Annotated in this window: 12 protein-coding genes; 3 read left to right on the forward strand and 9 right to left on the reverse strand. The window is 68.8% G+C overall.

What is annotated here, in order from left to right; genetic code table 11:
• Positions 1 to 15: 15 nt before the first annotated feature.
• The 9 genes from HUA78_RS35630 to HUA78_RS35670 form a co-directional block, all read right to left on the reverse strand.
• Positions 16 to 3,486 (reverse strand): PD40 domain-containing protein, encoded by a 3,471-nt coding sequence (locus HUA78_RS35630; RefSeq protein ID WP_174478212.1) that lies wholly within the window; start codon positions 3,484 to 3,486, stop codon positions 16 to 18.
• Positions 3,480 to 4,019, reverse strand: coding sequence for a DUF1318 domain-containing protein (locus tag HUA78_RS35635; RefSeq protein WP_141641522.1), 540 nt, complete (start codon positions 4,017 to 4,019; stop codon positions 3,480 to 3,482). The genes HUA78_RS35630 and HUA78_RS35635 overlap by 7 nt, the downstream gene beginning before the upstream one ends.
• A complete protein-coding gene (locus HUA78_RS35640; protein WP_174478213.1) occupies positions 4,016 to 7,705 on the reverse strand; it encodes a hypothetical protein in 3,690 nt (1,229 codons plus the stop codon). Before HUA78_RS35640 ends, HUA78_RS35635 begins: the two co-directional genes overlap by 4 nt.
• A gap of 187 nt (positions 7,706 to 7,892) precedes the next feature.
• A complete protein-coding gene (locus tag HUA78_RS35645; RefSeq protein ID WP_174463365.1) occupies positions 7,893 to 8,522 on the reverse strand; it encodes a hypothetical protein in 630 nt (209 codons plus the stop codon).
• Entirely contained in the window at positions 8,515 to 15,609 is a 7,095-nt protein-coding gene (locus HUA78_RS35650) for a polymorphic toxin-type HINT domain-containing protein (RefSeq protein ID WP_174478214.1), read from the reverse strand. Before HUA78_RS35650 ends, HUA78_RS35645 begins: the two co-directional genes overlap by 8 nt.
• Positions 15,610 to 15,716: 107 nt before the next feature.
• Positions 15,717 to 16,835, reverse strand: a complete 1,119-nt coding sequence (locus HUA78_RS35655; RefSeq protein WP_217442722.1) for a hypothetical protein — start codon at positions 16,833 to 16,835, stop codon at positions 15,717 to 15,719.
• Between the two features lie 95 nt (positions 16,836 to 16,930).
• The gene (locus HUA78_RS35660) at positions 16,931 to 17,581 is read right to left on the reverse strand and encodes a hypothetical protein (RefSeq protein ID WP_174478215.1); all 651 of its coding nucleotides are present in this window, start codon (positions 17,579 to 17,581) and stop codon (positions 16,931 to 16,933) included.
• Positions 17,582 to 17,704: 123 nt separating this feature from the next.
• Complete coding sequence (locus HUA78_RS35665) at positions 17,705 to 18,388, reverse strand: hypothetical protein (protein WP_254624079.1); 684 nt, start codon at positions 18,386 to 18,388, stop codon at positions 17,705 to 17,707.
• 2 nt (positions 18,389 to 18,390) lie between these two features.
• The gene (locus HUA78_RS35670) at positions 18,391 to 18,915 is read right to left on the reverse strand and encodes an RNA polymerase sigma factor (RefSeq protein WP_174458034.1); all 525 of its coding nucleotides are present in this window, start codon (positions 18,913 to 18,915) and stop codon (positions 18,391 to 18,393) included.
• 217 nt (positions 18,916 to 19,132) lie between these two features.
• Between HUA78_RS35670 and HUA78_RS35675 the strand changes: the two genes are divergently transcribed.
• The 3 genes from HUA78_RS35675 to HUA78_RS35685 all read left to right on the forward strand — a co-directional run bounded on the left by HUA78_RS35675 (position 19,133) and on the right by HUA78_RS35685 (position 23,897).
• Positions 19,133 to 20,395: a DEAD/DEAH box helicase gene (locus HUA78_RS35675; RefSeq protein WP_174463370.1), complete on the forward strand. Its 1,263-nt coding sequence runs from the start codon at positions 19,133 to 19,135 to the stop codon at positions 20,393 to 20,395.
• Positions 20,396 to 20,466: 71 nt separating this feature from the next.
• Positions 20,467 to 23,061, forward strand: a complete 2,595-nt coding sequence (locus HUA78_RS35680; protein ID WP_174463371.1) for a hypothetical protein — start codon at positions 20,467 to 20,469, stop codon at positions 23,059 to 23,061.
• A complete protein-coding gene (locus HUA78_RS35685) occupies positions 23,058 to 23,897 on the forward strand; it encodes a hypothetical protein (protein WP_174478216.1) in 840 nt (279 codons plus the stop codon). The genes HUA78_RS35680 and HUA78_RS35685 overlap by 4 nt, the downstream gene beginning before the upstream one ends.
• Positions 23,898 to 24,094: the final 197 nt, after the last annotated feature.

Genomic DNA, 24,094 nt, shown 5'->3' on the forward strand with positions numbered 1-24,094 from the left:
GCATGGGGGCGCCGATTACGGCTGGGCGGGCACCACCTGTGCGTCGCGGACCTCCGTGGGCGGGTGGGCGTTGAGCGCCATGTAGATTTCGAACCACGCCAGATACGCGCGCCAGGACGGGTCGCGCTGGTCGATGAGGGAGCGCCGCGCCTTGCCCAGGCGCTCGGGCACATCGAAGGGCATCCGTGTGCTCCCATTCGCCTGCAACTGCGCCGCGAACCAGAGCACGTCCAGTTGACCCGCATCGACGGGTGCATGGGTGCGCGCCACCAGCGCATCCGCGTGCTCCAGCGCCTTGCCCAGCCACCGGGCCGCCAGCGCCGGGTCCTGTCGGTCCACGGCATTCTCGGCCAGCCGCATCTCCGCCAGCGTCACCGCGCGGACGTCCTCATCCCGATCCAACTGGTCGAACTGCTCCAGGAACAGCTCTCGCCGCTGTTCGAGCGAACGGGCGGCGGCATCCAGTCGCCCGAGCCGGGTCTCCGCGTTCGCACGCAGGCCCGCGACGATGATGCGATAGGTGCGCAGCACGTGCTCCGGCGTGGAGCGTGCCCACTTCAGCGAGGCCCTCACCTCCGGAGCTGACAGGTCGCGCTCCACCTGGTCCAGGTCCGCCAACGTCCGCTCGGGCTGGCCCATCCCCAGCGACGAGGCGCAGCGGGCCAGCCTCACCACCAGCCGGTTGCGCAGCCCTTCCTCGTCACGAGCGCTCGCTTCAACGATGGGCAGCTCTCGGTCATAGAGCGCCAACGCACGCTCGAACTTGCCAGCAGCGAGGTTGTAGAGCGCCGCGCGGTCCACCGCGAGCGGGGTGAACCGGGCCAGCCTCGGGGTGGCGTCCACCATGGCCAGGGCCTGGTCCGCCGCCTTCGCGGCCTCTTCGTCACGCCCGACATGCAGGAGCACTCGCGCCCGCGCCAGGGAGACGGCCAGCCCCGCCCAGTTGTCCACGTAGGGCAGCTTGTCCCGCTGGTCGAGGTAGCCCAGGGCGATGTGGTAGTTGCCCACCTGGGTGTGCAGCATCCCCAACGCCCCGAGAATCATCGCCTTGTAGCGGACGTTGTTGCGCATCAGGTCCAGGGCGACCATGTAGTGCCGGTTGGCGCGCTCGGCGGCGGCGGGGGCGCGGCTGCGCAGGAAGTCCTCGTGGTGAATGGCGCCCAGGAGGGCCTGCACCGCGCGCTGGTTCTTGAGCTCCGGCCACGCCAGGCGCAGCTCCTGCACGGCCGCCTTCACCGCCAGGGAATGGGCCTTGTCATCCAGCTTGGGGAGCTGGCGCGCCATGACGTAGGCCTTCACGAAGTGCGTGAGCGGCCTGGCCATGCTTGGGGACGTGGTGGTGACCTCCTTCTCCACGACCTCGGGGCTGACGTCGGCGCGCAGGCGCAAGCTCACCGATTCGACAGCGCTCTCCAGAAAGCCCGTCCGCTTCGTCACGAGGTCGAAGTCAGCGCGGGCCTCGTCCTTTCGCTGCCTCGCCAACCGGCGATAGGCGCGGCCCATCAGCGCGCGGCGGAACAACCGCTCGGCCCGGCGACGCTCCTCGGTGCCGGGCGGGGCGTCGTCGACGTACACCGTCGCGAGGGCCTCCAGCACGCCGTCCGCGCCGAGCCCCGACGCACGCTCGACCGCGTCCTGCACCACCGCGCGTCGGCGCAAGGGGTCCTGCTGCTGACGGTAGAACGCCATCAACGCATCCCTCACGGGGCGAGGAGGCCGCTCGTCGTGCACCGCGTTGACGTGTCGCCCCAGCTCCAGGGCGAACGCGTAGGCGGAGCCAGCCGGGGCGGAGGCCAGGGCCTGGGCCATGGCGGCATCCGCCTCCGCATAGGGGCGCCCCCGGTACATAGCGCTGACGGCGGCGCGTGCGAAGTCCAGTTGGTCATCCGCCGGGAAGACCTTGTGCATGGAGAGCCGGCGTCCCGCTTCGACCAGGGCCTCCCGGTCATCGAGCTTGCGGTACAGCGCGTCCGCCTGGGCGTACCAGGCCTCCAGCACCCCGCGGGGCGTGGTGTCGACAATCCGCGCCTGGGCCGACTCCAGCTCCTGACGGGCCAGCGAGAAGTCCCCCGCGGACTCCGCCAGCTCACTGCGCACGACGTGCTGGAGGACCTCGGTGGGCGGACTGGGCGCGACGGCGGGCGCCAGCGCGGCCATGCGTTTGCGTTCCGCGTCGCTCAGCTCCTCCACCATGCGACCGCGCTCGCGCTCCTTCAGCGCGCGCCGATGGTCGATGAGGATTCGCAGCGGCTCCTCCAGGCCCGTGGTGGCGGGGTCACTCACCCGCCGCATCTGGTCGGCGTAGAACTCCGCCGCGCCAAAGTCCTCGGAGTCCAGATGGAGCCGGCTCAAGCGCATCATCAACAAACGGCGCACCTTGGGCCGAGCCTCGAGCAACAGGCGGTGGCGGTAGAGCAGGAGCTGGTCGGCGCGCCTGCCGACCATCTTCAGCTCCTCGTTGAGCTGAGGCACCTCCCACGTGCTGGGGACCTGCCCATCCAGTGGCAGTTGATACACATCCAGCGACTGCGCGCGTGAACAGGTCGCGATGAGGGACGCGGACGCGGGCGCGGGGTACTGGCAGTTCCAGGACGCGCTGGTGAGCTGGGTCGGACTGGCGGCGGCGGCCAGCGCGGGCGCGTCGTCGCGCTCCACCTCGAACGGCACCCGGAACAGCACCCCGGTGTCGCTGGCATCAATCATCCCGTCCCCGGTGGAGTCGGTGAAGAACTGCACCACGTACAGGAAGCGCCCATCGCGCGAGAACACCGGCTGCCCGGTCTGCCCCGGCAGGTCCAGGTCCATCGCGATGGGAGTCGCGCCTGGGACGTCCAACCGCAGCGCCTCCAGGTGGGTGGCGGCGCGCGCGGCGAAGCCAGGGCCCACCTGCGTCACGGAGCGCTCGACGGGGACGTACACCAGCCAGCGCCCATCGGGCGTGAGCGTGGGACTGGTCAGGTTGCGCTCGAGCAGCGTCTTCACGCTCCACTCGCGCCCCAGCTCCACCCGCGACAACCGCAGGTCCCCCTGGATGGTGGCCCGGCTCACCAGCGCGATGTGTGACGAATCAATCCACTCCGCCTGCAGCGCGTTGGCCTCCTCGTCGAGGCAGCGGCGCTCCTCCGTGCCGGGCAAATCCCTCACACACAACTGGCCGCCGGCCTGATTCCGGAACGAGATGTAGAGCAGCTGTTTCCCGTCGGGGCTGACGCGCGGCCACGTCACCTCGGCGCCTTCGTCGAAGAGGCGGCGCTCGCGGCCCTTCTCCAGGTCTTGCGTGTAGAGCTCGGTCGCGATGTTGCGGTTGGACGCGAAGATCAACGTGTTCTCATCGGGCCCCAACTGCCCGAGGAACTGGTCACCCACGCCCACGGTGAGCCGTGTCGGCATGCGCACACCGCCGTCGTTCTCGTCATCCTGCGCGCTCGCGCCGCTCGCGACGAGCAGGGCCAGCACCAGCAAGCACCGCCCCTGGGGCGTCAGCACTTCTTCTCTCCCCAGGTACCGTCAGCGGCCTCCACCCAGCCACCACAGACCACGCCCTCCGCGTGCATCTGATGCCAGCTCTGGCGCAGCGCCTCTTCTGTCACCGCCGGGCGCACGGTCCGCATCCACTTCCAGAGCTGGAGCCGGGACCGGTTCACCCGCTCCATCAGCGCGACGTCGTCGGACGTCAGACGCCCCGCCTGACAGCGACGACGGGTGTCGACGAGGAGCCCGTCCTTCCCCTCACCCACGCAGTGGCGCCGCAGCAGCTCGTCGACGCGGTCCGCCTGCGTCCTGCCCAGGTTCTCCACCAGGGGCGTGGGCTGGATGCCCAGCTCCTCCAGTTGGTTGGGCGTGAGCGGCACCGGCGTCGGACTCATGCCCGCGCGCGCGAGCCGCTGCTCCACGTCCTTGAACGAGCCCGAGGCCTGCTCCTCGAGCGCCGTCGCGCGGTCCACCATGACGATTTCCGGGGCGCTGATGCACCCGGGAGCGGCCAGCGCGGCCACCAGCAGCAACCCGCGGTGTTTCATGGCGCGGCCTCCAGGGAGGGAACGGATTTGATGAGCTGATCGACGATGGGCCCCATGGGAATGCCCCGGATGTCGTTGATGCTGAGCAGCTTGGCCAGACCGCCCATGGTGATGCTCAGGCTGCCAAAGCCGTGGTTGAAGCTCACTCGCACGTGCTCCGGATAGCCCAGGCTCAAGGCATAGCGGACCCGGTTGGTGGCGGGGTCCACGTGGCGAGGGTCCTCCAGGTCGAGCAGGTCGAGCAGGTGCCGGTTGCCGATGCGCAGGATTTCCGCGCGGCCGTTGATGCTGCGGTCCTTGGCGGAGATGACCATGGCGGCATTTCCGTCGAAGGGCTCGCCGTGCGAGGACTTCACGCCGGTGGCCCGCACGCGCGCCTCCAGCGTCGACTGCTTTCCCTGCCAGTCCAGGAGCCACTGTCCGGTGATGCGCCCGCCGCGCACGCCCATCTCCAATTGGGTCATGGAGACCACGTGCTGGTTGATGGCCAGGTTGCCCGCCAGCGGTGAGATGGAGACCTGCGGCGTGGTGATGCGGGCCACCGACACGAACCCGCTGCGCGACAGCAAGGGGTGCTGGTCGGCGAACCGCAGCATCGGGTACGGGTTCACGTCGATGTCGTCCAGGAGCCGCACCTGGCCCTCGGTGAACTGGAAGTTCTCCGTGAGCGGGACGTTGCCGTCGAGCGCCTCGACGGCGATTCCCTGCTCGGGCAATCGGACGTTCACGTTCTGGAACAGCAGGCTGGAGAAGGTCCGGAAGGCCACGAGGTCGGGAGACGCCACCCGGAACTCGACCGCGACCTTGCCGCTGCTCTCCAGGCGACCGGGCTGCGCGAGCTTGGACAGGTCCTGCGACAGTTGTCCCCGCAGCGCCAGGCGTCGGCGCTCCTCGCTGAGGTCCAGCCTGCCTCTCACCTTGAGCTCGGTGCTCGTCCCACCATTGGACAGGAACAGGTCGGGGACATGGATGACGCCCGAGGCCTTGCGGCGCGCGGTGAACGACAACGTCAGGTCCTGCACCGGATAGGGCAGCGCCGGCTTCTGCTCGAGCGTGCGCGCCTTCAGGTTCTGCTTCACCTCGATTTCGTCCGCCTCCCACTGGTCGGAGAAGGTGAAGGTGGCGTCGTGGGACAGGTCCGCGAAGGTGAACCGACGGTCCCGCAAGCCGACCGTGAGCTTCTCCGCGGTCAGGTCGCCGTGGACGCTCCGGCGAGGTCCATCGATGCGCGACTCGACGACCCAGCGCACCGCGGGAAGGTTGATGGAGAGGGCATCCTCTCGCCAGCGGATGCCGAGCGCGTCCACCACGGCCTTCCCCTCGAAGCCCACGCCCCGCAGCGGAGGAGGCATCAGCCGCACCTCTCCCTCGGAGGTGATGTCCTTGAAGACGCCGAACAGGGTGCCGTGCACGTCGAGCTTCAGCGCGAACTTCGAGGCATCCACCGCCGCGGGCACATGGAACCGGGCCAGGAGCTTTGACAGGGGACCCAGGGGCGGAAGGTCCGCCGTCACATCGCCGCGAAGCGCACGGGCCTTCCGGTCGAAGGACAGCGCGACATCCGCCCCGCCCTTGAGCCCTTCCTTGCTGGTGACGACCAACCGGAGCGCCGGCTTCCGGCGGTCCAGTTCCAGGGTCATGAACTGGTGCTGGGTCCCCACCTCGAGCTCACCGGCGCGCAGCCCTTCGACCCGCGCGTCCAGTTCGCCCTTGTGTCGCCACGCATCTCCCCGTGAGTTGAGCACGAGGGCGATGTTGCTGGCCGTCACGTCGTCCCAGACCGGCCGCTGCACGCGCAGCTCCGTCCGGTGGTCCAGGCGAGGCGAGGGAGAAAAGAGCGCCGTCACCGTGCCCTTGGACGTCAGGTCCACGCCCAGCTCCTTCCACCCCAGACGCGCGGCGATGTCGTTGGGGATGAAGGGCCGCGCGATGACGAGGTCCGGCGTCTTGAGGGCCAGGGTGTACGCCACGTCGTCCGTTCCCTTGGTGGCATCCAGGGACGCATGCACCGCGCCGACATCGAGCGTCACGCGGGCATGGGCACGGCTGCGCCCCGGGTCGTCGGGCAGCGGGAACACCTCCGACGCGTCCAGCTTCAGGTGCACGGGGCCGTTCAGCACCTCGCGGCCATCCGCCATGACGACCTGGAGCGCGCCCACGGGCAGGTCCGCGCTCAACGCGAAGGGCGGCTCTTTGGCCAACGGGGCTCGGAGCTGGAAGCCCATCCGTTCGGCCTTCGCGTGGACACCCGAGGCACGGACGTCCAGCGCATCCACCGTGGCGGACAGCGTCGCGTCCCCCGCGACCATGAGCGGAGACGAGGGCTCCGGCCGCAGTTGGTGTCCCTTCAGCTCGCCCTGGGCCTTCGGGACTCGCAACGTGGTGGGCCCGTCGACCGCCAGCCCCCGCAGCGCGAAGGTCAGTTGAGCGGACAGCCCCTGCTTCGAATCGGGCGTCGCGACCAGGGAGACGCGTCCATCTCCGAGCGCCACGTGAAGCGCGTCCTGGGCCATCCGGAGCGAGGTGACGTCGACATCGAGCCCGAGCTTGCCCTGGGTGCCCAGGGTCGGCATCGCGCCCAGCGTGACGTCCCGCGCATCCAGGTGCGCCTTGCCGCGTTCGAGGGTGGCGGGTCGCCACTCGGAGGGAACCGCCTGCGACAACCGTCCGAGGTCCACATCCGCCAGGGCCCGCGTCACGACCACGGGCAGGTCCGCCGCATCCGGAAGCACCGCCAGGACTTCCACCTGTGCGCTGTCGGTCAGTCGGGTGCGCTCCAGCTCGATGATGCTGTGCCGCTTCTCGGCATCGAACCGCGCCGACACCGCGCCATGCAGCAGGGTGCGAACGGTGAACCGCGAATCGAAGGTCTGCCGCGTGACATCCAGGTCCACCTGGGCGCGAGCGGCCTCGGCCCCTGCCTCCACCGACAGGGCCAGCTCCAGCGCGGCCACACCCGTGGGAGCGGCGGGGCCTTCACGGCTCAACTCCAGGGGAAGCGGAGCACCGGTCTCGCCCAGCTTCGCGAAGACCTTCCATCTGCCGTCCTGCTCCTTCAGGTCGAGCACGGCCGCGAGCCCGCGCAAGGACCAGCGGTCCACGACCTCGCCGCTCCGGACGCGGACGTAGGTCACCGACACGCCCGATACCTCGACCTTCCCGACGGGAGGCGCCGAAGCCAGGAAGGAAGCGAGCTGCCGCGAGGTTCCAAGAGGTGCTTCAGTGGGCAGTGGCTCCGGGGTTGCCTCGGGCTGCGTCAGGAGCGTGAGGGACGTAGGGCCCGCGTCGTCAGCCACCAGGACGACGGTCACGTCCCGCAGGGCCACCCGCTCCACCAGGGTCTTCCCACCGAGGAGCGAGCCCGGCGACCACCGCGCCTCCAGCGTGCCGACGCGCAGCAGCTCGGGCGCCAGGCCTTGAAACGGCGCCGGCGTCCGCACCACCAATCCTTCGAGTCGCAGCCCCGACAGGATGGCGACGTGGGCCGTCTGGTAGTCCAGTTGCAACCCCGTGGCCGCTTCCACCCTGGGGAGGAGGCGCTGCTTCACCCAGGGGCGGTCGAGGTTGTGCAGCACCACCCACGCCGTGAGCAGCGCGAGCGCGGGGAGCACGATGAGCAGCAGGAGCGCGCCCGCGACGATTCGAGCCCACCGCCGACGAGGCCTTTCAGCTCTGGGGGATTCCATGGTGCTCGATGAGGGCGAGCGGCCATCATCTCGGGGAGCCTGGGCGAAGTCGAGCACCCGTTGCGGGCAGGCGAGCGGGCGCGGGGAGGCAGGGAGGGCCGCTGGCGGGCCCCAGGGGCGGAGCGCGGAGATGGTGCACGGCCGTACGGTCCCGCACCTTCGTGGAAGAGCCCCTGCCGCGAGGGATTCAGGGCCCCGGAGGGAAGACTTCCTCCAGGACCTCTGGGTCCTTCACCGCGCCCCGGAAGGACTGCTCCAGCGCATCCGTGAACCACTCCGGCTTCAGGGCGAGCACCAGGTAGCTGAAGCACGCCCGCGCCGGCGTCAGCCCCGTTCCGAGCGGCGTCAGCCACCGCAGGTCGACGGGCATCCCTCGGCGCTGTCGGGTCAGCAGGGCGCGGACGACATCACGGATGAACCGGACGCCCACCACGGTGAGCGGAAACGAGGGCACGTCACACATCCGCCACAGCGCCAGCAGGAAGTCATCGCAGGTGCCCCCGGGAACGGCGAGCACCGCGTCGAGGACCTTGTCGAGCATCCCGCTGGACCAGCGCGGAGTGCCCGTGTCCACGTACATCGCCAGCAACGCCAACCTGCACGCGCCCTGGCGCTCCGACGCCCCGGGAAGGCCCCGCACCCCACCTTCCTCGGACAGGGGCGGGCTTCCCAGTGCGACCAGAACCGGGCCATAGGCCGCCCTGAGCGCGGGCGGCCAATCAGCGATCCGCGCGCGGAGGTCGTCCAGGTGGCCCGAATCACGGGCCCCCAGCAGCTCGGCCTCCGCGCCGTTCTTCAGTGAGGCGAGGTCAGTCATGAAGCAGGACTTTGACCATGGTTCCAGGGTCCATTTCACCACTCTGCACGCGCCGGATGATTTCCTCCGTCCGGTGGTGGCCACCCGACAGGCTCAATCCCCCCTTCGCCCCGCTGGCGCTGATGGGGTCGTCGAGCCGGAACATGATCAGGTCGTCGTTGCTCATCTTCAGGATGCCCCCGCGCTGGATGTCATTCGTCGGGTGCAGTCGCGTGGCGATGCGCCCCGACAGCTCCCCGGCGGACAGCTCGTAGATTCGGGGATTGAACTCCGCGAGCGTGGGCGGGCGCGGATTCCTGGGGCTGCCGAAACCGCCCTTGGAGATGCGGTACAGGACGCTCTCGGGCAGCTCGTTGAGGGCCACCCGGCTGGCGGCAATCGACGAGATGTTGTGGACCCAGGTGGACAGCTCGCCCACGAAGTAGGTGTGCGCGTGCTCGACCTCGAAGTTGTAGACGGTCTCCGGCCCCGGCAGCGACTGGAGCGAATGGACCCGGATGGGATTGCCCGCCACCGTCTGCAGCGCGTCCCCCGGCGCCAGCATCTGCGCCTGGGTCCAGCCCCGGCCCTGGACCCAGAAGGGGTGCTCGGCGGTGACGCCCAGCGCCTCCAGCGACCCGGCGTCCTCGGAGATGAGCTCCAGCAGCAGCACGGCCCGGTCCGGCTTGACGAAGGTGCGTGACACCTGGTGCCAGCCGGGCTCCTGCGTCTCCTCGTCCCATGCCCAGACCCAGTCTCCCTCTCGGACCTCCTCGATGGACACCGGCCCCGCGAGCGCGAGCACCGGTGTGCCCGCGACGAAGCAGCCTCCGCCCAACATGATGGCCCGGGCATAGGAGGTCGTGCTGGAGCCAGCCATCCGCAGCGCCATGGCTCCGTCGACGATGGCGGCCCGGAAGGCGAACTTCGCCACCCGACCCACGCCGCGCGTCAGCAGGTCCACGGCCACGAACTCCAGGCCGACCTTCACCACCTCGCCTGTCATGCGCCGGTAGTGCTCGAACCGCGCCATCTGCCATTCGTGCTCGGTGCCGTAGTACGTCCCCAGCGTGGGCTGGGACAGACCGTGCTGGGCCATGTAGCGCGGCAGGTTGCCGGGCTGCTGCCGGACCAGGGCCTTGTGCTGTGCCTCCAGGCTGCTGGTGCCGTTCTGGTCCGCGGAGCGAGACAGCTCCGCCGGAGGCCCCCCCCACTCCGCCGCGCCCGCGCCCGCCTCCAGGTTCGGCGGCTGGTATCGCGGCGCCCGGACAATCGTCTCGCCTCCATCCGGCAGGTCATCCCCCTGCGCCTGGAAGCCCGTCGGGTCCGTCCACCGGAGCGGGTTGTTCAACGTGTAGGCGTAGCGGTTGTAGGACTGACCGTCATGCGGGAACTGGACGAAGGGGTCCGGCGTGAGGAAGCGCGCCGTCTCCGGGTCGTAGATACGCCCGCCCATGTTCACCAGGCCGAACTCGTCATCGGCCTCGTGTCCCGTGAAGCCCTTCTTCACCGAGCTGGTTCCCACCGACGCCGCCACGGGCAGCGCGTGCGGCATCCGTCCGGCGCCAAAGGGCTCGAACTTCATCCGCTCCCCGTCGAGCACGTTGCCCAGGGCATCCACCACGCGCTCGGTGGAGCCCAGGTGGTCGCCCAGCAGGTACAGCGTCTGGTCCGCGCCGCCGTCCGTCCAGACGACCTGCGCGACGGTGCGCGGGCCGCCCGACACATGGAAGACGTGCTGCGTCTGGCCGCCCTGCTGACGCTTCTCGTAGAGGCCCCCCACGTACGTCGTGACACCGCCCAGGCTGCTGCGCTTGAGCACGCGCCCCTGGCCACCGTCGTACTTGAAGCTCACCTCGCGGCCCGTGCCAGTGATGCGCCGGGGCAGGTCGAACGCGGTGTAGGTCACCGCCCGGCTCGGCGCGCTCACCTGGTTGCCGTTCGCGTCGTAGCCGTAGGCTCCCGCCTGCGTCTGCTTCACCGCGTGGGGCCCCGCTCCCGGGCCGGTATACGTGCTGGTGGTCGCCGTCCCGGTGCCTTCCAGCACGCGGCGCTCCAGCAGGTTGCCCAGGTCGTCGTAGTGGTACTCCAGGGCGGACCGGCGGCAGTTCTGGAACACGGTCCACTTCTTGAGCCGGTCCAGGGTGTCGTACTCGAAGTCCTCCGTCGTCCGGGAGAGCACGTCGTTGCGGTTGAGGAGGTTGCCCTCCAGGTCCCACTCGTAGGCCAGGCCCTGGAGCGCGGTGGCGCCACGCTTCGAGTCGATGAAGCGCAGCCGGCCCCTGGGGTCGTGACGGAGGTGCGTCACCACGTCGTTGCCCAACTGCTCCTGCGTGAGCTGCCCCAGGTCGTCGTACCCCTGCGCCGTCCAGTACGCCTTGGGCTCGGTGGGGGAACGGACCTCCTTCAGGAAGCCGTAGTCCGAATAGGAATGGACCACGGAGAGGCGCCGGGCGCCCGCCTGCGGGTACTGCACCGTGGCCAGCCGCCCGTTCGCGTCATAGGTGCGGTTGACGGCGTAGGCGGAGCCCTCGATGTTCCAGGTGCTCTGCTCCAGTTGGCCCTTGATGTTGTAGAGGTGCGCGACGGTGACACCGTCCGGGCTGGTGGAGCTGGTAATCGCCCCCTTGAGCGAGGTGTCCCACTCCAGGGCGTACTGGCCATCCGGCGTCGTCACCCGCTTCTGGCGGCCCAGCGCGTCGTACTCGTCATAGACCGTCTGTCCGCCCTTCCCATCCGTCTCCAGACGAGGGTCGCCGAAGGCGTTGTAGAGGGTGGTGCTCACGCCCGAGTCTGGGTCCGTCACCTGCGTCCTGCGGCCAAGCACGTCGTGCTCGAGCACGACCGAGTTGCCCGCGGAGTCGGTCACCTGGCGAAGCACGCCGAAGGGGCCGAAGGCATACGTCGTCCGCAGCTCCCGTCCGGTGGCCTCATAGGCACTGCTGGCCACGAGCTGACCGATGGCGTTGGACTCCGTGGTCGTCTTGTTGTTTCGCTCGTCCAGGCGCGTCGTCTTGCGGCCGTCGTACGTATAGGTGACGGCGCCCCCTTCCGGCGCGGTGAGGCTCAGCGGACGGTCCATCAGGTCATACGTGGCCACCGAGTAGCGCACCGGGGCCACCCCGGAGTACGGCCTCGACACGTTCACCTTGCGGCCCAGCGCGTCGTAGCTGCTCAGCACGGTGACGATGCGGTTGTCGAAGCCCCGCGTGTCACGGCGAATCTCGCGGCCGAGGTTGTCGGCGGTGACGGCCGTCTGCTGACCGCCCACCACCTGCGTGGTGACCTTCAGCCAGCCCAGGGAGTCCGCGCCGTAGTTGACGAGCTCCGTCTCACCCGACGGCGCGACGGTGCTGCGAAGCCGTCCGAAGCCGTCGTAGCGGTGATGGGTGAGCAACCCGTTGGAGTCCTCGATGACCAGCGGAATCCCAAGCCCGGGGTGATAGGCCATGCGATTGCGGTGCCCCTGGGCGTTGAAGGTGGTGGCCGGAAGCAGGTGCTCCACCGCGTCGTAATGCGTGCGCTCCACACGCGTCGTGCCCGAACCGGTGCGCGACACCTGCTCCACCAGTCCGAAGGCATCCCGTCCGTACAGGGTGGTCAACGTCACGTCCGCGCCGCCCGTCGGTTCCATCACGGTCTGCTGCAGCAGGCCCCGGCTGTCGTACTCGTGTGTCAGCACCCGCGTCTGGGTGCGCAGGTCGGCGGTGGTGCTCGTCACCACCACCCGGCGAGGCAGGCCCATGAGCCAGTTCGCCACGAGGTTGTCGATGATGGGCACCTCCGTCTTGGTGTGCCAGGAGCGCCCGGTGAGCGCCCCCGCCAGCACCTCGTCATCGAACTGGTCGGTCGTGGTGGCGTTGCCGTGCGCGTCCTGCGCTTGCAGCTGCCGGCTGCGTCGCGTCAGGGGCAGCGTCGTCCCCGTGCCTTCCCGATACTCGTCCGTCACCTGGTTCGCGTAGAGGAAGGGCCGGCCTCCCGCGCTGGTCGCCACCGTGTAGAGGTGGCCGCGCTGGTGCTCGTGCCGGACGCCCGTGGCGAGCGTCAGCGCCGTCGCCTCCGTCGCGGGAATGAACGAGCGCAGGTACAGGCCGCTGGTCCGCGACTGGTTGTCATAGGTGGTCACCGTCGTGGCGTTCGTCTGCCGGTTGATGAGCGTGCGCTTGCCGAAGCCCTGCCAGCCATGGCCCTGGACGTCCGTGCGAGCGGCCTCATAGGCGTAGAAGAACTTGTTGAAGTTGCTGGTGCGCGTCCCGTCGTCGACGCCCGATTCGACGACGACCCACATGTTGCGCGGACACTGCTGCGGGTAGACGCAGGTGCCGGGGGTGTGGATGCGCGGCTGTCCCGACGCGGCCGGCTGCTGCAGGAAGTGCTGGTAGCGCGCCGTCACGGCCTTGCCATGCTTGCCCACCCGGACGGCCGTCAGCGCGTCCGGCAGCTCGCCCTGGCGCAGGTACACGCGGAGCACGCCGTAGGCCTTCTGCTGCGCCACGGGGACCGAGAGGTCGTCCTCCACCTGGATGATGTCGGCGAGGCCGTCTCCGTTCGCGTCGAAGACCTGGGAGAAGCGCTGCCCGTAGCCGAAGGGCTTCGCGACGGAGGTGCCTCCCGTCGAGTGGCCCACGGGGATGTCCAGCTCCCGCGGCTCGAAGTGGTCATCCCGGCCCAGCAGCACCCACACCTTCGCGCGGGTCTCCGTTCGGCCGCTGTAGTCCCCCGCGTCCGTCACCAGCAGGTCCTGCCGACCATCGCGGTCGAAGTCCATCACCCGCACGCCGGGGTCCAGGCCGCGAGGATTGGGGCGAATCCACGAGGGGCTCAGCTCGTGCCTCGCGTCCAGGTTCTGCGCCACGGGCGGCATGAAGCCGTTGCCCGTGTTGATGGAGATGAGCAGGTCGCCGTAGAGCGTCCCGTGCGAGTCGGTGTCGCGGTCCCTCCGGCTGCTCACCGCATCCGCGAGGCCGTCGCCGTTGATGTCCACGAACCAGGTCCTGTTGTAGTGCCAGCGCCAGTTGAGCGAAGGCGAGGACGCCACCGGCACCGCGGACAGCCCGGCGTCGGCGTACCGGTATGCAGCCGCCGCCCCCACGCCCACCGCGAGGTACTGCGCGGAGAAGTCGTCGTCCGTGCGGGTGTCGGCGGTGCGCACCAGCACCTCGGTGCTGCCATCGCCGTCCACGTCGACGGTGTAGCCCGCGTGGTCCACGCCCGAGCGCAGCGGCACCTGCGTATACGCCGACAGCGCGAACCCGCCCTGGTTCATCCGGTAGCCCCAGTCATAGGGCTGCGGGGACTTGGTGGAGCGGAACAGCTCCGGCAGGCCGTCACCGTTCATGTCCGCGACCTGCATCACCGGGACGCGGACGGGGGTCGTGGACGTCGCGGCCTCCCACCAGAACTGGAACGTCTCCGCCGCCTGGATGTTGGCCGCCTCGAACGCCGAGCCGTTGAAGCGATACAACTGGTAGTAGCCGTTCTGTCCGCTGGCGTCCGCGCGCTGGAGCGCGACGACCTCCGACACGCCGTCGCCGTTCATGTCGACGATGCGCAGGTCGTCGTCGCCATTGCCCGTCTTGGACAGGGGGAGCTGGGCGTTGATGGGGGGGCCGAAGACGCCCGCGCTGGCGGCCAGACGGTAGTACCAGACAGAGTCACCCAGGCTGACCGTGTTGCCATAGACGGGGTCGGAGATGATGCGGGCCTGGTCGTTGCGGCGGTAGAGCAGGTCATCCCGTCCGTCGCCGTTGATATCCAGCGTGTGGAGCGTCCAGAAGTCCTGGACGCCCGGAATGATCTGCCCACCCAGGGTGGCGTCCGGAGCCCCCAGCGTCTTGACGTCGCGGATGGGGACGTAGTTGCCACCCACGAGCTCCGTGGCCGTCACGGCCTGGAAGTCACGCAACTGGACGACGGGGTCATCACAGTCGTTGTCCGGGCTGGCGCTGCAGTCCACGCCCTCCGTGTAGCTGAGCTCCACCGGGTCCCGGCAGATGCCCTGGCCGTCACATTCGAACACGCGATCAAGCAAGCTCCTGCGGGTGACGCGGGCGACGCGGTAGCTCAGCTCGTAGGCGCGAAGCAGCACGTCATTGCGCGTCGTGGGCGTCGAGGCCAGGCCAGGTCCATACATCTCGATGCGCGACAGCCGCTTGGACGCGCGCAGCTTCAAGCCCGACACGAAGCGCACCTCCGAGTCCGGACGGGCCGCCACCGGATAGACGAAGCGCACGCTGCGACGGCGGAGGTTGTCCGTGGTGTCGCTCGCGTGGCCCGTGTAGTCGATGCGGTCGGGCACGTGCTCGTAGCCACTGCTCGCGTTGCCATCCAGCACGTAGCGGATGCGCAAATCATTGCCGGCGCGGTCACGGACCTCGGACAACGCCCAGCTCAACCGGACGGTGGTGTCGGGGCCCTGAGACACCACCCCGGTCGCCGGGTCCGTCGTGAAGCTCATCCGCTGCCCCTCCAGACGGGAGAGGGTGGTGGCGTGCTTGCCGTAGGACAGGATGCGACCGTCCTTCGAGTACACCTCGAAGTAGTCGGGAGCCCCCGTGCCGTCGATGTGGGCGAGCACCTTGGAGAACGACTCCACCTCCGTCCGGTACTCGATGAGCGAGCCGCTGCTGGCGACAACCACCAGTCGCTTGCCATCCAGACAGAAGGCGTCCTCCGGGAGGAAGCGCACCGGGGCCGTCAGCCCGTCCTGGGCAAAGGTCTTCCGGCAGCGCATGACCTGCGAGAAGCCATTGACCGCCCAGCCCACGCCCACCAGCCCATTGCCCGCGCGGCTGTGGTAGCCGAGCGACAGCTTCGGCTCCAGGCCCGCGCGGCCCTGAGGCACCCAGAGCGGGAAGCCATAGGACGCCGCGCCGTCCGAGGTGACGTTGAAGTTCGCGTCCACCTGCCCTGGCGTGGTGCCGGTGGACTTCGTCTCCGTGTGCATCATGGAGAAGGGAGGAATGACGAGCGGGTCATCATTGAGCACCCGCTCTCGCGACTGTCCCAGCTCGGATTCTGGGGCAGGGCTCTGCTGGGATGACCCACAACCTCCCGAGCCGTGGAGCAGGGAGACGCTCAACACAAGCATCGACGTGAAGCGCTTCATTGCCACTTCCTTGCGAGTCCTTTGGACCCGGATTGGACCTACGGCCTGAATGGTCTGGAACACGTTGAAGGCAGCCTGAATCCGCGCGTCTTCCGACGCGGGTTCCGCTACCCGCCCTGGCTCATCCCGCAGGGGCCGCAATCCAGCGTCCCACCGCAAGTGTCCGTGATGACGCCGCAGTCCACGGCCTGCTGAGCACACGTCCTGGGCGCGCACGCCCCCACGCACACGTTGTTGTTGCAGATCTGCCCGGCGCCGCAGGCACCGCAGCTCAGCGTCCCGCCGCAGCCATCCGGGATGGAGCCGCAGTTCCTGCCCTGGGCCGCGCAGCTCGTCGGCGTGCAGGAGCAGGAGCCCAGGTCACTGCGGCAGATGTTGCTCTCGTCGATGGTCCCATCACAGTCATCGTCCAGGCCGTTGCACGCCTCGGGAGGGGCATTGCAGACGCCGGACCAGGAGCCCGTCGCACAGGCCTCCGTGGAACCAGGGCACGCGCCTCCGGGGCCCACACATTCACGCGTGAGGGTGTTCGTACCCTGGCCGGGGGCATTGTTGACGACGCCGTCCTGGTCATCGTCACATCCGTTGCAGAGCTCCGTGGTGGGCGTGTCACGAGTACAGGGCCCCACGGTGCCATTCTCCCGGCACCACCGCTTCGCCGAGTAGCCGCTGCAGTCATCCGCGCAGGAGAGATACTGGGTCCCCACCTGGACCTTGCAGACGAGCTGTCCGCTCACGCAGTGGAGCTTGCCGAAGCACCCGTTCTGCTGGGCGTCACAGAGGATGGTGGGGACATAGTCCTCGTCAATCTGTCCGTCGCCGTCGTCGTCACACCCGTTGCAGATGTCGTCCTGGGCCCGATAGGCCGTGCAGGAGGTCCCGATGACATTGCCGGTTTCGGAGCAGAAACGAGTGCCCGAGCGTCCACACACGGAGCAGGCGGTGGTGGACGAACCGTCGTATTCGCACGGCCCCCAGTAGTCGTCACAGGTACGGGTGCCCTGGCAGGTCCCCTTGCTGCACTCCTGGGTCGCTCCAGACGGATAACACGTAGCCCACGCCTCGGCGGGGACCAGTCCCAGGAGGAGCGCGAAGCCGCTCAGGAGGAGAGGGAGATACCGCCGGAGGATGCCCTCGGCCCCGGGAGACTGGCGTGGGCCGGGAACCGCATCACGGGACAACGGAGGCAGCACTCCGCTCACAGCAGGAGATGGGAAGGTGCGCATGGTGTACCTGTCATACGAAGGGCTCCCGGTTTTCTGGTCGTCCCTCCCGCGCGGCGCACCTCCAGCGCCACTCGAAGACCTTCCAGCCCGTACCGCTATTCCTCGGCGTCGTTGGCGAGCAGCGCGTCAGGGTCCGTGAACAGCTCGTCGGCGCGCTCCGACAGCGCCAGGCGCTGCAATCCCTCGTTGGCGCCCTCACCCGCGAAGTCACAGGGCAGGTCGCGCAGCAGGAAGGCCTTCTCGGAGGACCTGACCGTTTCGGGCAGCTCGCCGTGGGTGTAGTACGTGTGGCTGGGGATGCGGATGGGTTCGTTGGTGTTCTGATACCGCTCCGTCACCCGCGGCAACACTCGCTCGGAATCAGCGCTCCTCCGGCCGTAGGCGGCCTCGGTCATGTCGAAGCGGAGGAAGCACTGGTCCTCGCGTGTCGGCAGGAGGAGTTCGTCGAAGCCGTAGGGGACGTCGACGGAGTAGTAGATGACAGTGCCGGACGTGGGGTCCGTCAGCTTCACCTTGTGAGGGCCGCGACTGACCTCGAAGACGAGGTGGTCGTTGTCCTTGCTCAGCTCCGGCATCGGCTTCCCGTCCACGGCGAGCTCCACGGCGCTGTCTGCCACCGTCAAGACGTGCAGCCTGCCGACGCCGAGCGCCTGGTTGAGCACGGACGCGAGGCCCGCGCCGACGAACCCGACGACCACGACCACCACGGCGATGATCTGCACCTTGCGCACCACGAGGACCCCCATTCCGGGTCGACCGACGACCCGTGCGCGCGGGACGATAATCCACTCCCCGGGCGCCTGTGGAAAAGGAGGAGCGCTCTCCATGCGACCTGGCGCCCCTGTGGGCAGCGCGCACAGGAGCCCCGGCTACTTCTCGATGCTTCGCGGCGACGCCTCGAAGGCCGCGATGCGGGCGAGCTGCTCGCGCGCCACGTTCAGGTTCGTCCCCGCGACGGCATGGGCCAGTCGCTGGAGCCACGCGGCCCCCGTGTGCCGCTTCGTGAGCCATCGACTGCCCACCACCATGATGGCCAGGAACACGAGCCCGAAGAGCACGTTCGCCGCCAGGTAGCCTGTCCCCAGCACCCGATAGGCGTCCACCCCGGCAAGTCCTCGCAGCCCGACGATGAGCAGCGGCGTCCACAGGAGCGGCGACAGCCACAGCACCCACTGTGTCGTGCGGACCGTGGACGCCCTCAGCGACTCCACGCCGGCCTGGAGCTGGGTGATGGGCGCGGCGTAGTCGAGCGCGCCCACGCGCAGCCACTGGCGGGCCGCGACGGCCGTGAGGACGAGCGCCACGCCATCAAGCAGGAGCGCGGGGACGACGAACCGGGGCTCGCGCACGTTCGCCGCGATGAAGGCCCCCAGCGCGACCAGGCTGACCAGCCCCATCACCAGCTCGAATCCCAGCGACCATCGCAGCCGCCCCATCATGGTCCGCGTCCCCTCCAGCTCCGTCGCGCGCAGCAGCCGTCGGTTGAGGCGAATCACCTCGTCCAACCGCGCGTCATCCGCCTGCCAGCACTTCTGGAAGTCATCGAGTTCCATCGTCAGGTCTCCTTCGTCGTGTCGGTTGAGAGGCTGCGCATGTCCGCGCGCAGCCGGTCCTTCAGGCGGCCGATGCGAGTCGAGACATTGGTGGTGCTGATGCCGAGCACCTCGGCGATGTCCGCGTGGCCGTGGCCATCCAGGTACAGCATCGCCAGGGCCTTGCTCAGGTCATCCAGCTGGGAGATGCACTGGTACAGGAGCGCGAGGTCCTCCGACGGAGGCCCCTCCACGTCCCGAGCCACCTCCAGCATCTCCTGGCTCTCGGGCGCGAGATGCCGCTTCCGGGTGCCCTCCCTCCGCTGGAAGGAGATGGCCACATTGAGCGCCACCCGGTACATCCAGGTCGAGAACCGGAGCCGGTCGTCGTAGCGGGGAAACGACTGCCAGAGCTGGGCGATGGTCTCCTGGACCAGGTCGTCTGGCTCCACCCCGGGGCCGCCGTAGACGCGGGCGACCTTGTAGAGGATCCGCCGGTGCGCCTCCAGGAGGGCGAGGAAGCGGGAATGTCGGTCAGGTTCGGCCATCGAGGGTCCAGAGGTTGCGAGGGCGCGAGTGACGCGTCCATCGCCTTCACCCCATGGTTCGCGCCAGGAGGCGGAATCTCACACCGGCCCCTCTCTTTTCCGCTCGGGCCAGGCACGCCGGCACCGCCAGCCAGGGCGGCTGCCGCTGTGCCACCTCGCCTCCTTTGACGCCCTTTCGGACGGGTGCGTTCCCCACGGTGGGATAGGGTGCGCCGCCATGACCTTCTCCACCCTCGGTCTCTCGGACGCGCTCGTCCGCGCGATGAGCGACCTCGACTGCCTCGACCCGACCCCTGTGCAACGCGCGGCCATCCCGGCGGTGCTGCGCGGCGGTGACGTGTGGGCGTCGGCACCGACGGGCTCGGGGAAGACCGCCGCCTTCGTACTGCCGCTCCTGGAGGCCCTGGCCCAGAGCCCTGGCGGCAATCCCCGGCGGACCCGCGCCCTCATCGTCGTTCCCACCCGCGAGCTCGCCGCGCAAATCGCCGATGCCGTCGAGCAACTCGGTCGCCATCTGCCCCGGCGCCTGAAGACGTGCCTCGCGGTCGGCGGCGTCTCCATCAACCCCCAGATGCTGGCGCTGCGCGGAGGCGCGGACCTCATCGTGGCCACGCCGGGCCGCGCGCTGGACCTGGTGGACCAGAACGCGCTCCGGCTCTCCACCGTGGAGACCCTGGTCCTCGACGAGGCCGACCAGCTCCTCTCGTTGGGCTTCGCCGACGAGCTCACGCGCCTGCTCGCCCTGCTCCCCAAGCGCCGCCAGAATCTACTGTTCTCCGCCACCTTTCCGCCCGCGGTGGGGAAGCTCGCCGAGCAGCTGCTGCACGAGCCCACCCGCATCGACATCCAGCCAGAAGCCCTGCCCGGCGCGGACCTCGTCGTCCAGCGCGCCATCGAGGTCGACGCGGGCCGGCGGACGATGCTGCTGCGTCACCTGCTGGAAACGCACGCCTGGTCCCACGTCCTGACCTTCGTGGCCAGCCGCTATGGGTCGGAGCACGTGGCGATGAAGCTCAACCGCGCCGGCATCACCGCGGCGCCGCTTCACGGAGAGCTCAGCCAGGGAGCACGCACGCGCGCGCTCGCGGACTTCAAGGCGAAGCGCGTGCAGGTCCTCGTCGCCACGGATGTCGCCGCGCGCGGCATCGACATCGTGCAGCTCCCCGCGGTCGTGAACTACGACCTGCCGCGCTCACCCGTGGACTACGTGCACCGGATTGGCCGCACGGGCCGCGCCGGCGAGCCGGGCATGGCCATCAGCTTCATCAGCGCGGACACGCAGGCGCACTTCCGGCTCATCGAGCGGCGCCACCAACTGCGCCTCGTGCGCGAGCAGCTCCCCGGCTTCGAGCCCGTCGACGTCCCCACCCCGCCCCTGGACGTGAATGGCGGCGTGAAGGGAAAGCGCAAGAGCAAGAAGGACAAGCTGCGAGAGGCCGCCGCCGAGGCCGCGAGCCGCCCGCCGTCGCGCCGCAAATAACGGGGCCATGAATCGAAGGCGGGAAGATCCGCGAACGCCTTCGTTCCTCTGGGGCACAACCCGGAGGTTTCATGCAACGCGGTGCATTCCTGTTGGCTCTCGCCAGTCTCATCCCCACATGGGCCCTGGCGGCGCCCCACGTCACGAGGCTTCCTCCCCAGAACGCCGCGGTCCACTGCGCTCCCGGCGCGACGTGTACCCAGCCCACGGTGGACGGCTGGGTTCCGCCGATGGAGTACGCCGACGGCAAGAAGTTCCCGTTGCAGGACTACGTGAACGGTGGCCCCAACGGCGAGCTCTACCTGTTCGTCAGCGACAACGCTGAATACACCTCGGACGAGTGCAACTTCGGAGTCCCCAATGCCGGGGGAATTCCCTCGGTCCAGACCAACCCCTGCCACTCGCAGACGCTGTTCATCGGCATGCGCCTGCCCCGGCCCAAGGACGCCAACGGGAACTTCCTGGACGCCTCCGGCATCATCGACGTCTGGCTCGATGCCCAGCGCGACGCCACCATCAACCAGGTCGCCGGGGCGAACATGCCCCGCTCCGAGGACCGTCACCTCCAGCTTCGCTACTCCACCGGCCCGAACGGAAACACCACGCTCTCGCAGCGGATGGGCAACAACGCGAATGGATGGATGGCGCTGACGGCCCCCAACCAGGCCTGGGCCACCAGCGTCACGGTGGCGACCCCGGGCGCGCAGCCGTCCCGCGTACACATCGAGTTCGCCGTGAAGCTGCGCTCGAGCGTGCCGCCCATCGCCGGCAGCGAGCCGCTGTCGGCGCTCGTCCGCAAGCTGGGCCTCGGCCTCCAGAGCACCGTCTTCTCGGTGGCCGGCGCCACGCAGAAGGTGGGAGGCGGCACCTTCCCCAACGTGAAGAACCAGCCGCCCGTCAACTTCATGCCCTCCACCTGGGAGACGCTCGAACTCAAGGAGCCCGTCTCCATCCCCCTGAGCTTCACGATGTGGAACGTGGGGCAGATGCCCGATGCGACCTTCTGGGTCAGCGACGGGGGCTCGGGAGAAATCGACACCGTCGCCGCGAAGATTTTCAGGAAGGAGGTCGCCTGCATCTCCGAAATCTGGATGTCCCATGAGCGCGGCGAGCTCATCGAGAAGGTCAACGCGCTGCGCGCCATCGAGTCGCTGCCACCCATGCAGGCCGTCACGGAGCTGAACGACGACGTCCTCAAGCTGGCCACCGAGAGCACGGGCCTGGTGCTGTTGTCCTCGCGGCAGATTCTCGAGGGAGGCGTGCACCACTTCCCCTCGCACATGTGCACCGGCAATGACTGCCTCCAGGACAAGGGCGTCATCTGGGCTCGCATCGCCACCCCCGCCGCGACCGAGCCGGTCATCGTCATGGAAGAGACCGGCGCATCCAGGGTCTCCACCGCGACGGACTACGGCGAGTTCGTCGACGTGTTCTGCACCCACGTCAACGCGGGAGAGAACGTCCCCGGCCCCGACACCGATGCCCGCGAGGACCAGCTCTTCGACATCAAGGCCTACGTTCAGCAGGTGCGGAAGGGCGGGCCCCTGCACGCCAACACCTTCCCGTACCTGCTCGGCGACGACGACATCTTCCCCCAGGGCACCTGGCCGAGCGGCCTGGACCGCCCCGCCTTCCTGCTCGGGGACATGAACACCCTGGGGCCCAAGGCCACCCAGGCCGACTCCAACTTCCCGGCCTATCAAGACATGGTGGGCCCCAGCTTCCTGGCCATCAACCAGCGCACCGAGTTCGAGAAGGCAAACACCCTGTTCTCCGAAGCCCGGGACCTGGCCCGCACCTCGTCCGGCCCGGACCCGATGGCGACCGGGACTTGGCTGAGCAGCCAATGCACGGACCTGGTGACGGACGAGCTGGGCTCCAAGGACCGCCTCGACTACGTGTTGGTGTTCCCCGCCGAGGACACGCTGGAGTTCCCCGCCTATGCCCTGCTCAAGGAGCCCACGGCGGACGTGAAGCCGCACTTCGACCCCGACTCCGGCTTCCTCCTGGAGAGTCCCCAGCAGTTCTTCCAGCAATGCCTGTCGGACCACGCGATGGTGGACGTGAGCGTGGCGTTGACGCGGGTGAAGGATGTCGTGAAGTACAACCCCGCCAAGCCGCACCGGATGGAGTACGCGGTGAAGCAGGTCACGGATTTGGAGACGGAGAGCGGCTGTTGCGCGGACTGGTTCACGCCCCGCGTACACATGACGGCGAATGGCTTCTTCCGGGAGAACGCCTTCCTGAACGTCGTCGAGGACCAGACCATCTACCCGAACTGGCTGGTGCACACCGGCCCTGACAATCCCACGCAGTTCCCTGACCTGCCGGCGAACTTCACGGGGGTGGTGAACATGACGTCGGCCATCTGGGAAGAGGATGTCGGCCCCAATGACCACTACGACTCCATCCCCGAGGGGGGCGCCGGGACGACGGTGGACGAGCGGGACGGCCACTTCAGCTTCTTCGCGGGGTCGGGAATGGTCCGCCGGGTGAAGGGTGAGACGAATCCCAATGATTGGTTCATGGGGCTCGAGCTGATGGGGAGCTTCCTCAATGGCTATGAGAACGGAATGACCCTGGAGACCGAAGGCAAGGACATGGACACCGGCGACAACGCCCGGGTCCGGCACTACATCCAACTGAAGGAGCTCGAGTCCCCATGAGCGCAATGAATCTGAAGTCCGCGGTGCTCGCGCTGCTCCTCGGGGGCACGGCGACCGCCCACGCCGTCGAGCCGATGGTGCCCTACGACAACTTCAACCCGACGGAGTCCAACCCGCCTCGCGCGACGAAGGTGCGCGGCATCGACCCGGCCCGGTGGGCCAGCCAGGAGAGCGGAAGCCGGCAGCAGGCCCTTCGTGAGCTGGCCTTCACCCGCCTGCGGCTGATGAGCCGGTCCAACACGGGCGCCGGACGGTACGGACTGCGCTTCACCCAGCCGTCGGCGGTGACGGCCATCGAGGCGAAGGTTCGCGTGAACAACGCCAGAAGCACGGGTTGCTCGGTCTCCAGACTCGGAGTCGCCCACGGCACGGCGGAGCTGTCCGGTCACTTCTTCAATGCCTCCTCTCCGGGCCGGGGCAGTGCACGCGATGACATCACAGCCGCCATCCGCATCGTCTCCCGGTCGACAGACCCCGTGGGCTCGCAGGAGCTGCGGGTGGAGGCGGCCATCGAGCGGTGCAGGGACGCGTCCTGCACGGAGCGCAGCTCGCTCTTCACCGCGGACCTGGGGCTGATTCACCAGGGCGAACAGGTGAGGCTGCGGGTCCAATGGGACGCGGTGAATGACCGCTTCGTGTTCCAGCGGGACACCCAGCCGGAGGTGCATGGCGCGTACACCGTCGCGGACACCCAGGCTCCCGGAGTCTCGAACAAGGAGTTGGTGGTGACCCATGCCCTGCCCACCTGCGCGAGCGGCAGTCCCAGTCCGCTGGGGTATGTGAATGCATACTTCCATGATGTCCTGGTGAACGAAGCGGCTGCCCCCGCGCTGTGAGGGAGCCCGGGACTGGGGGCATGCTTTGAGCCCCCAGCACCCGTCCTTCCTTGTCAAGGCCCCCTTCGAGGCGGGCTGTTTGATATGTCGATGCCGTGGTTGCTCCCAATCCATGCGAGCGCCACACCCCGAAGGGGGAATCCACATGGGCATCGTTTCGAGAAGTGGCCGGGGCCTGGTCGCCGCACTGGTCGGGG

Source organism: Myxococcus sp. CA033 (assembly GCF_013336625.1).
GTDB lineage: Bacteria > Myxococcota > Myxococcia > Myxococcales > Myxococcaceae > Myxococcus > Myxococcus llanfairpwllgwyngyllgogerychwyrndrobwllllantysiliogogogochensis.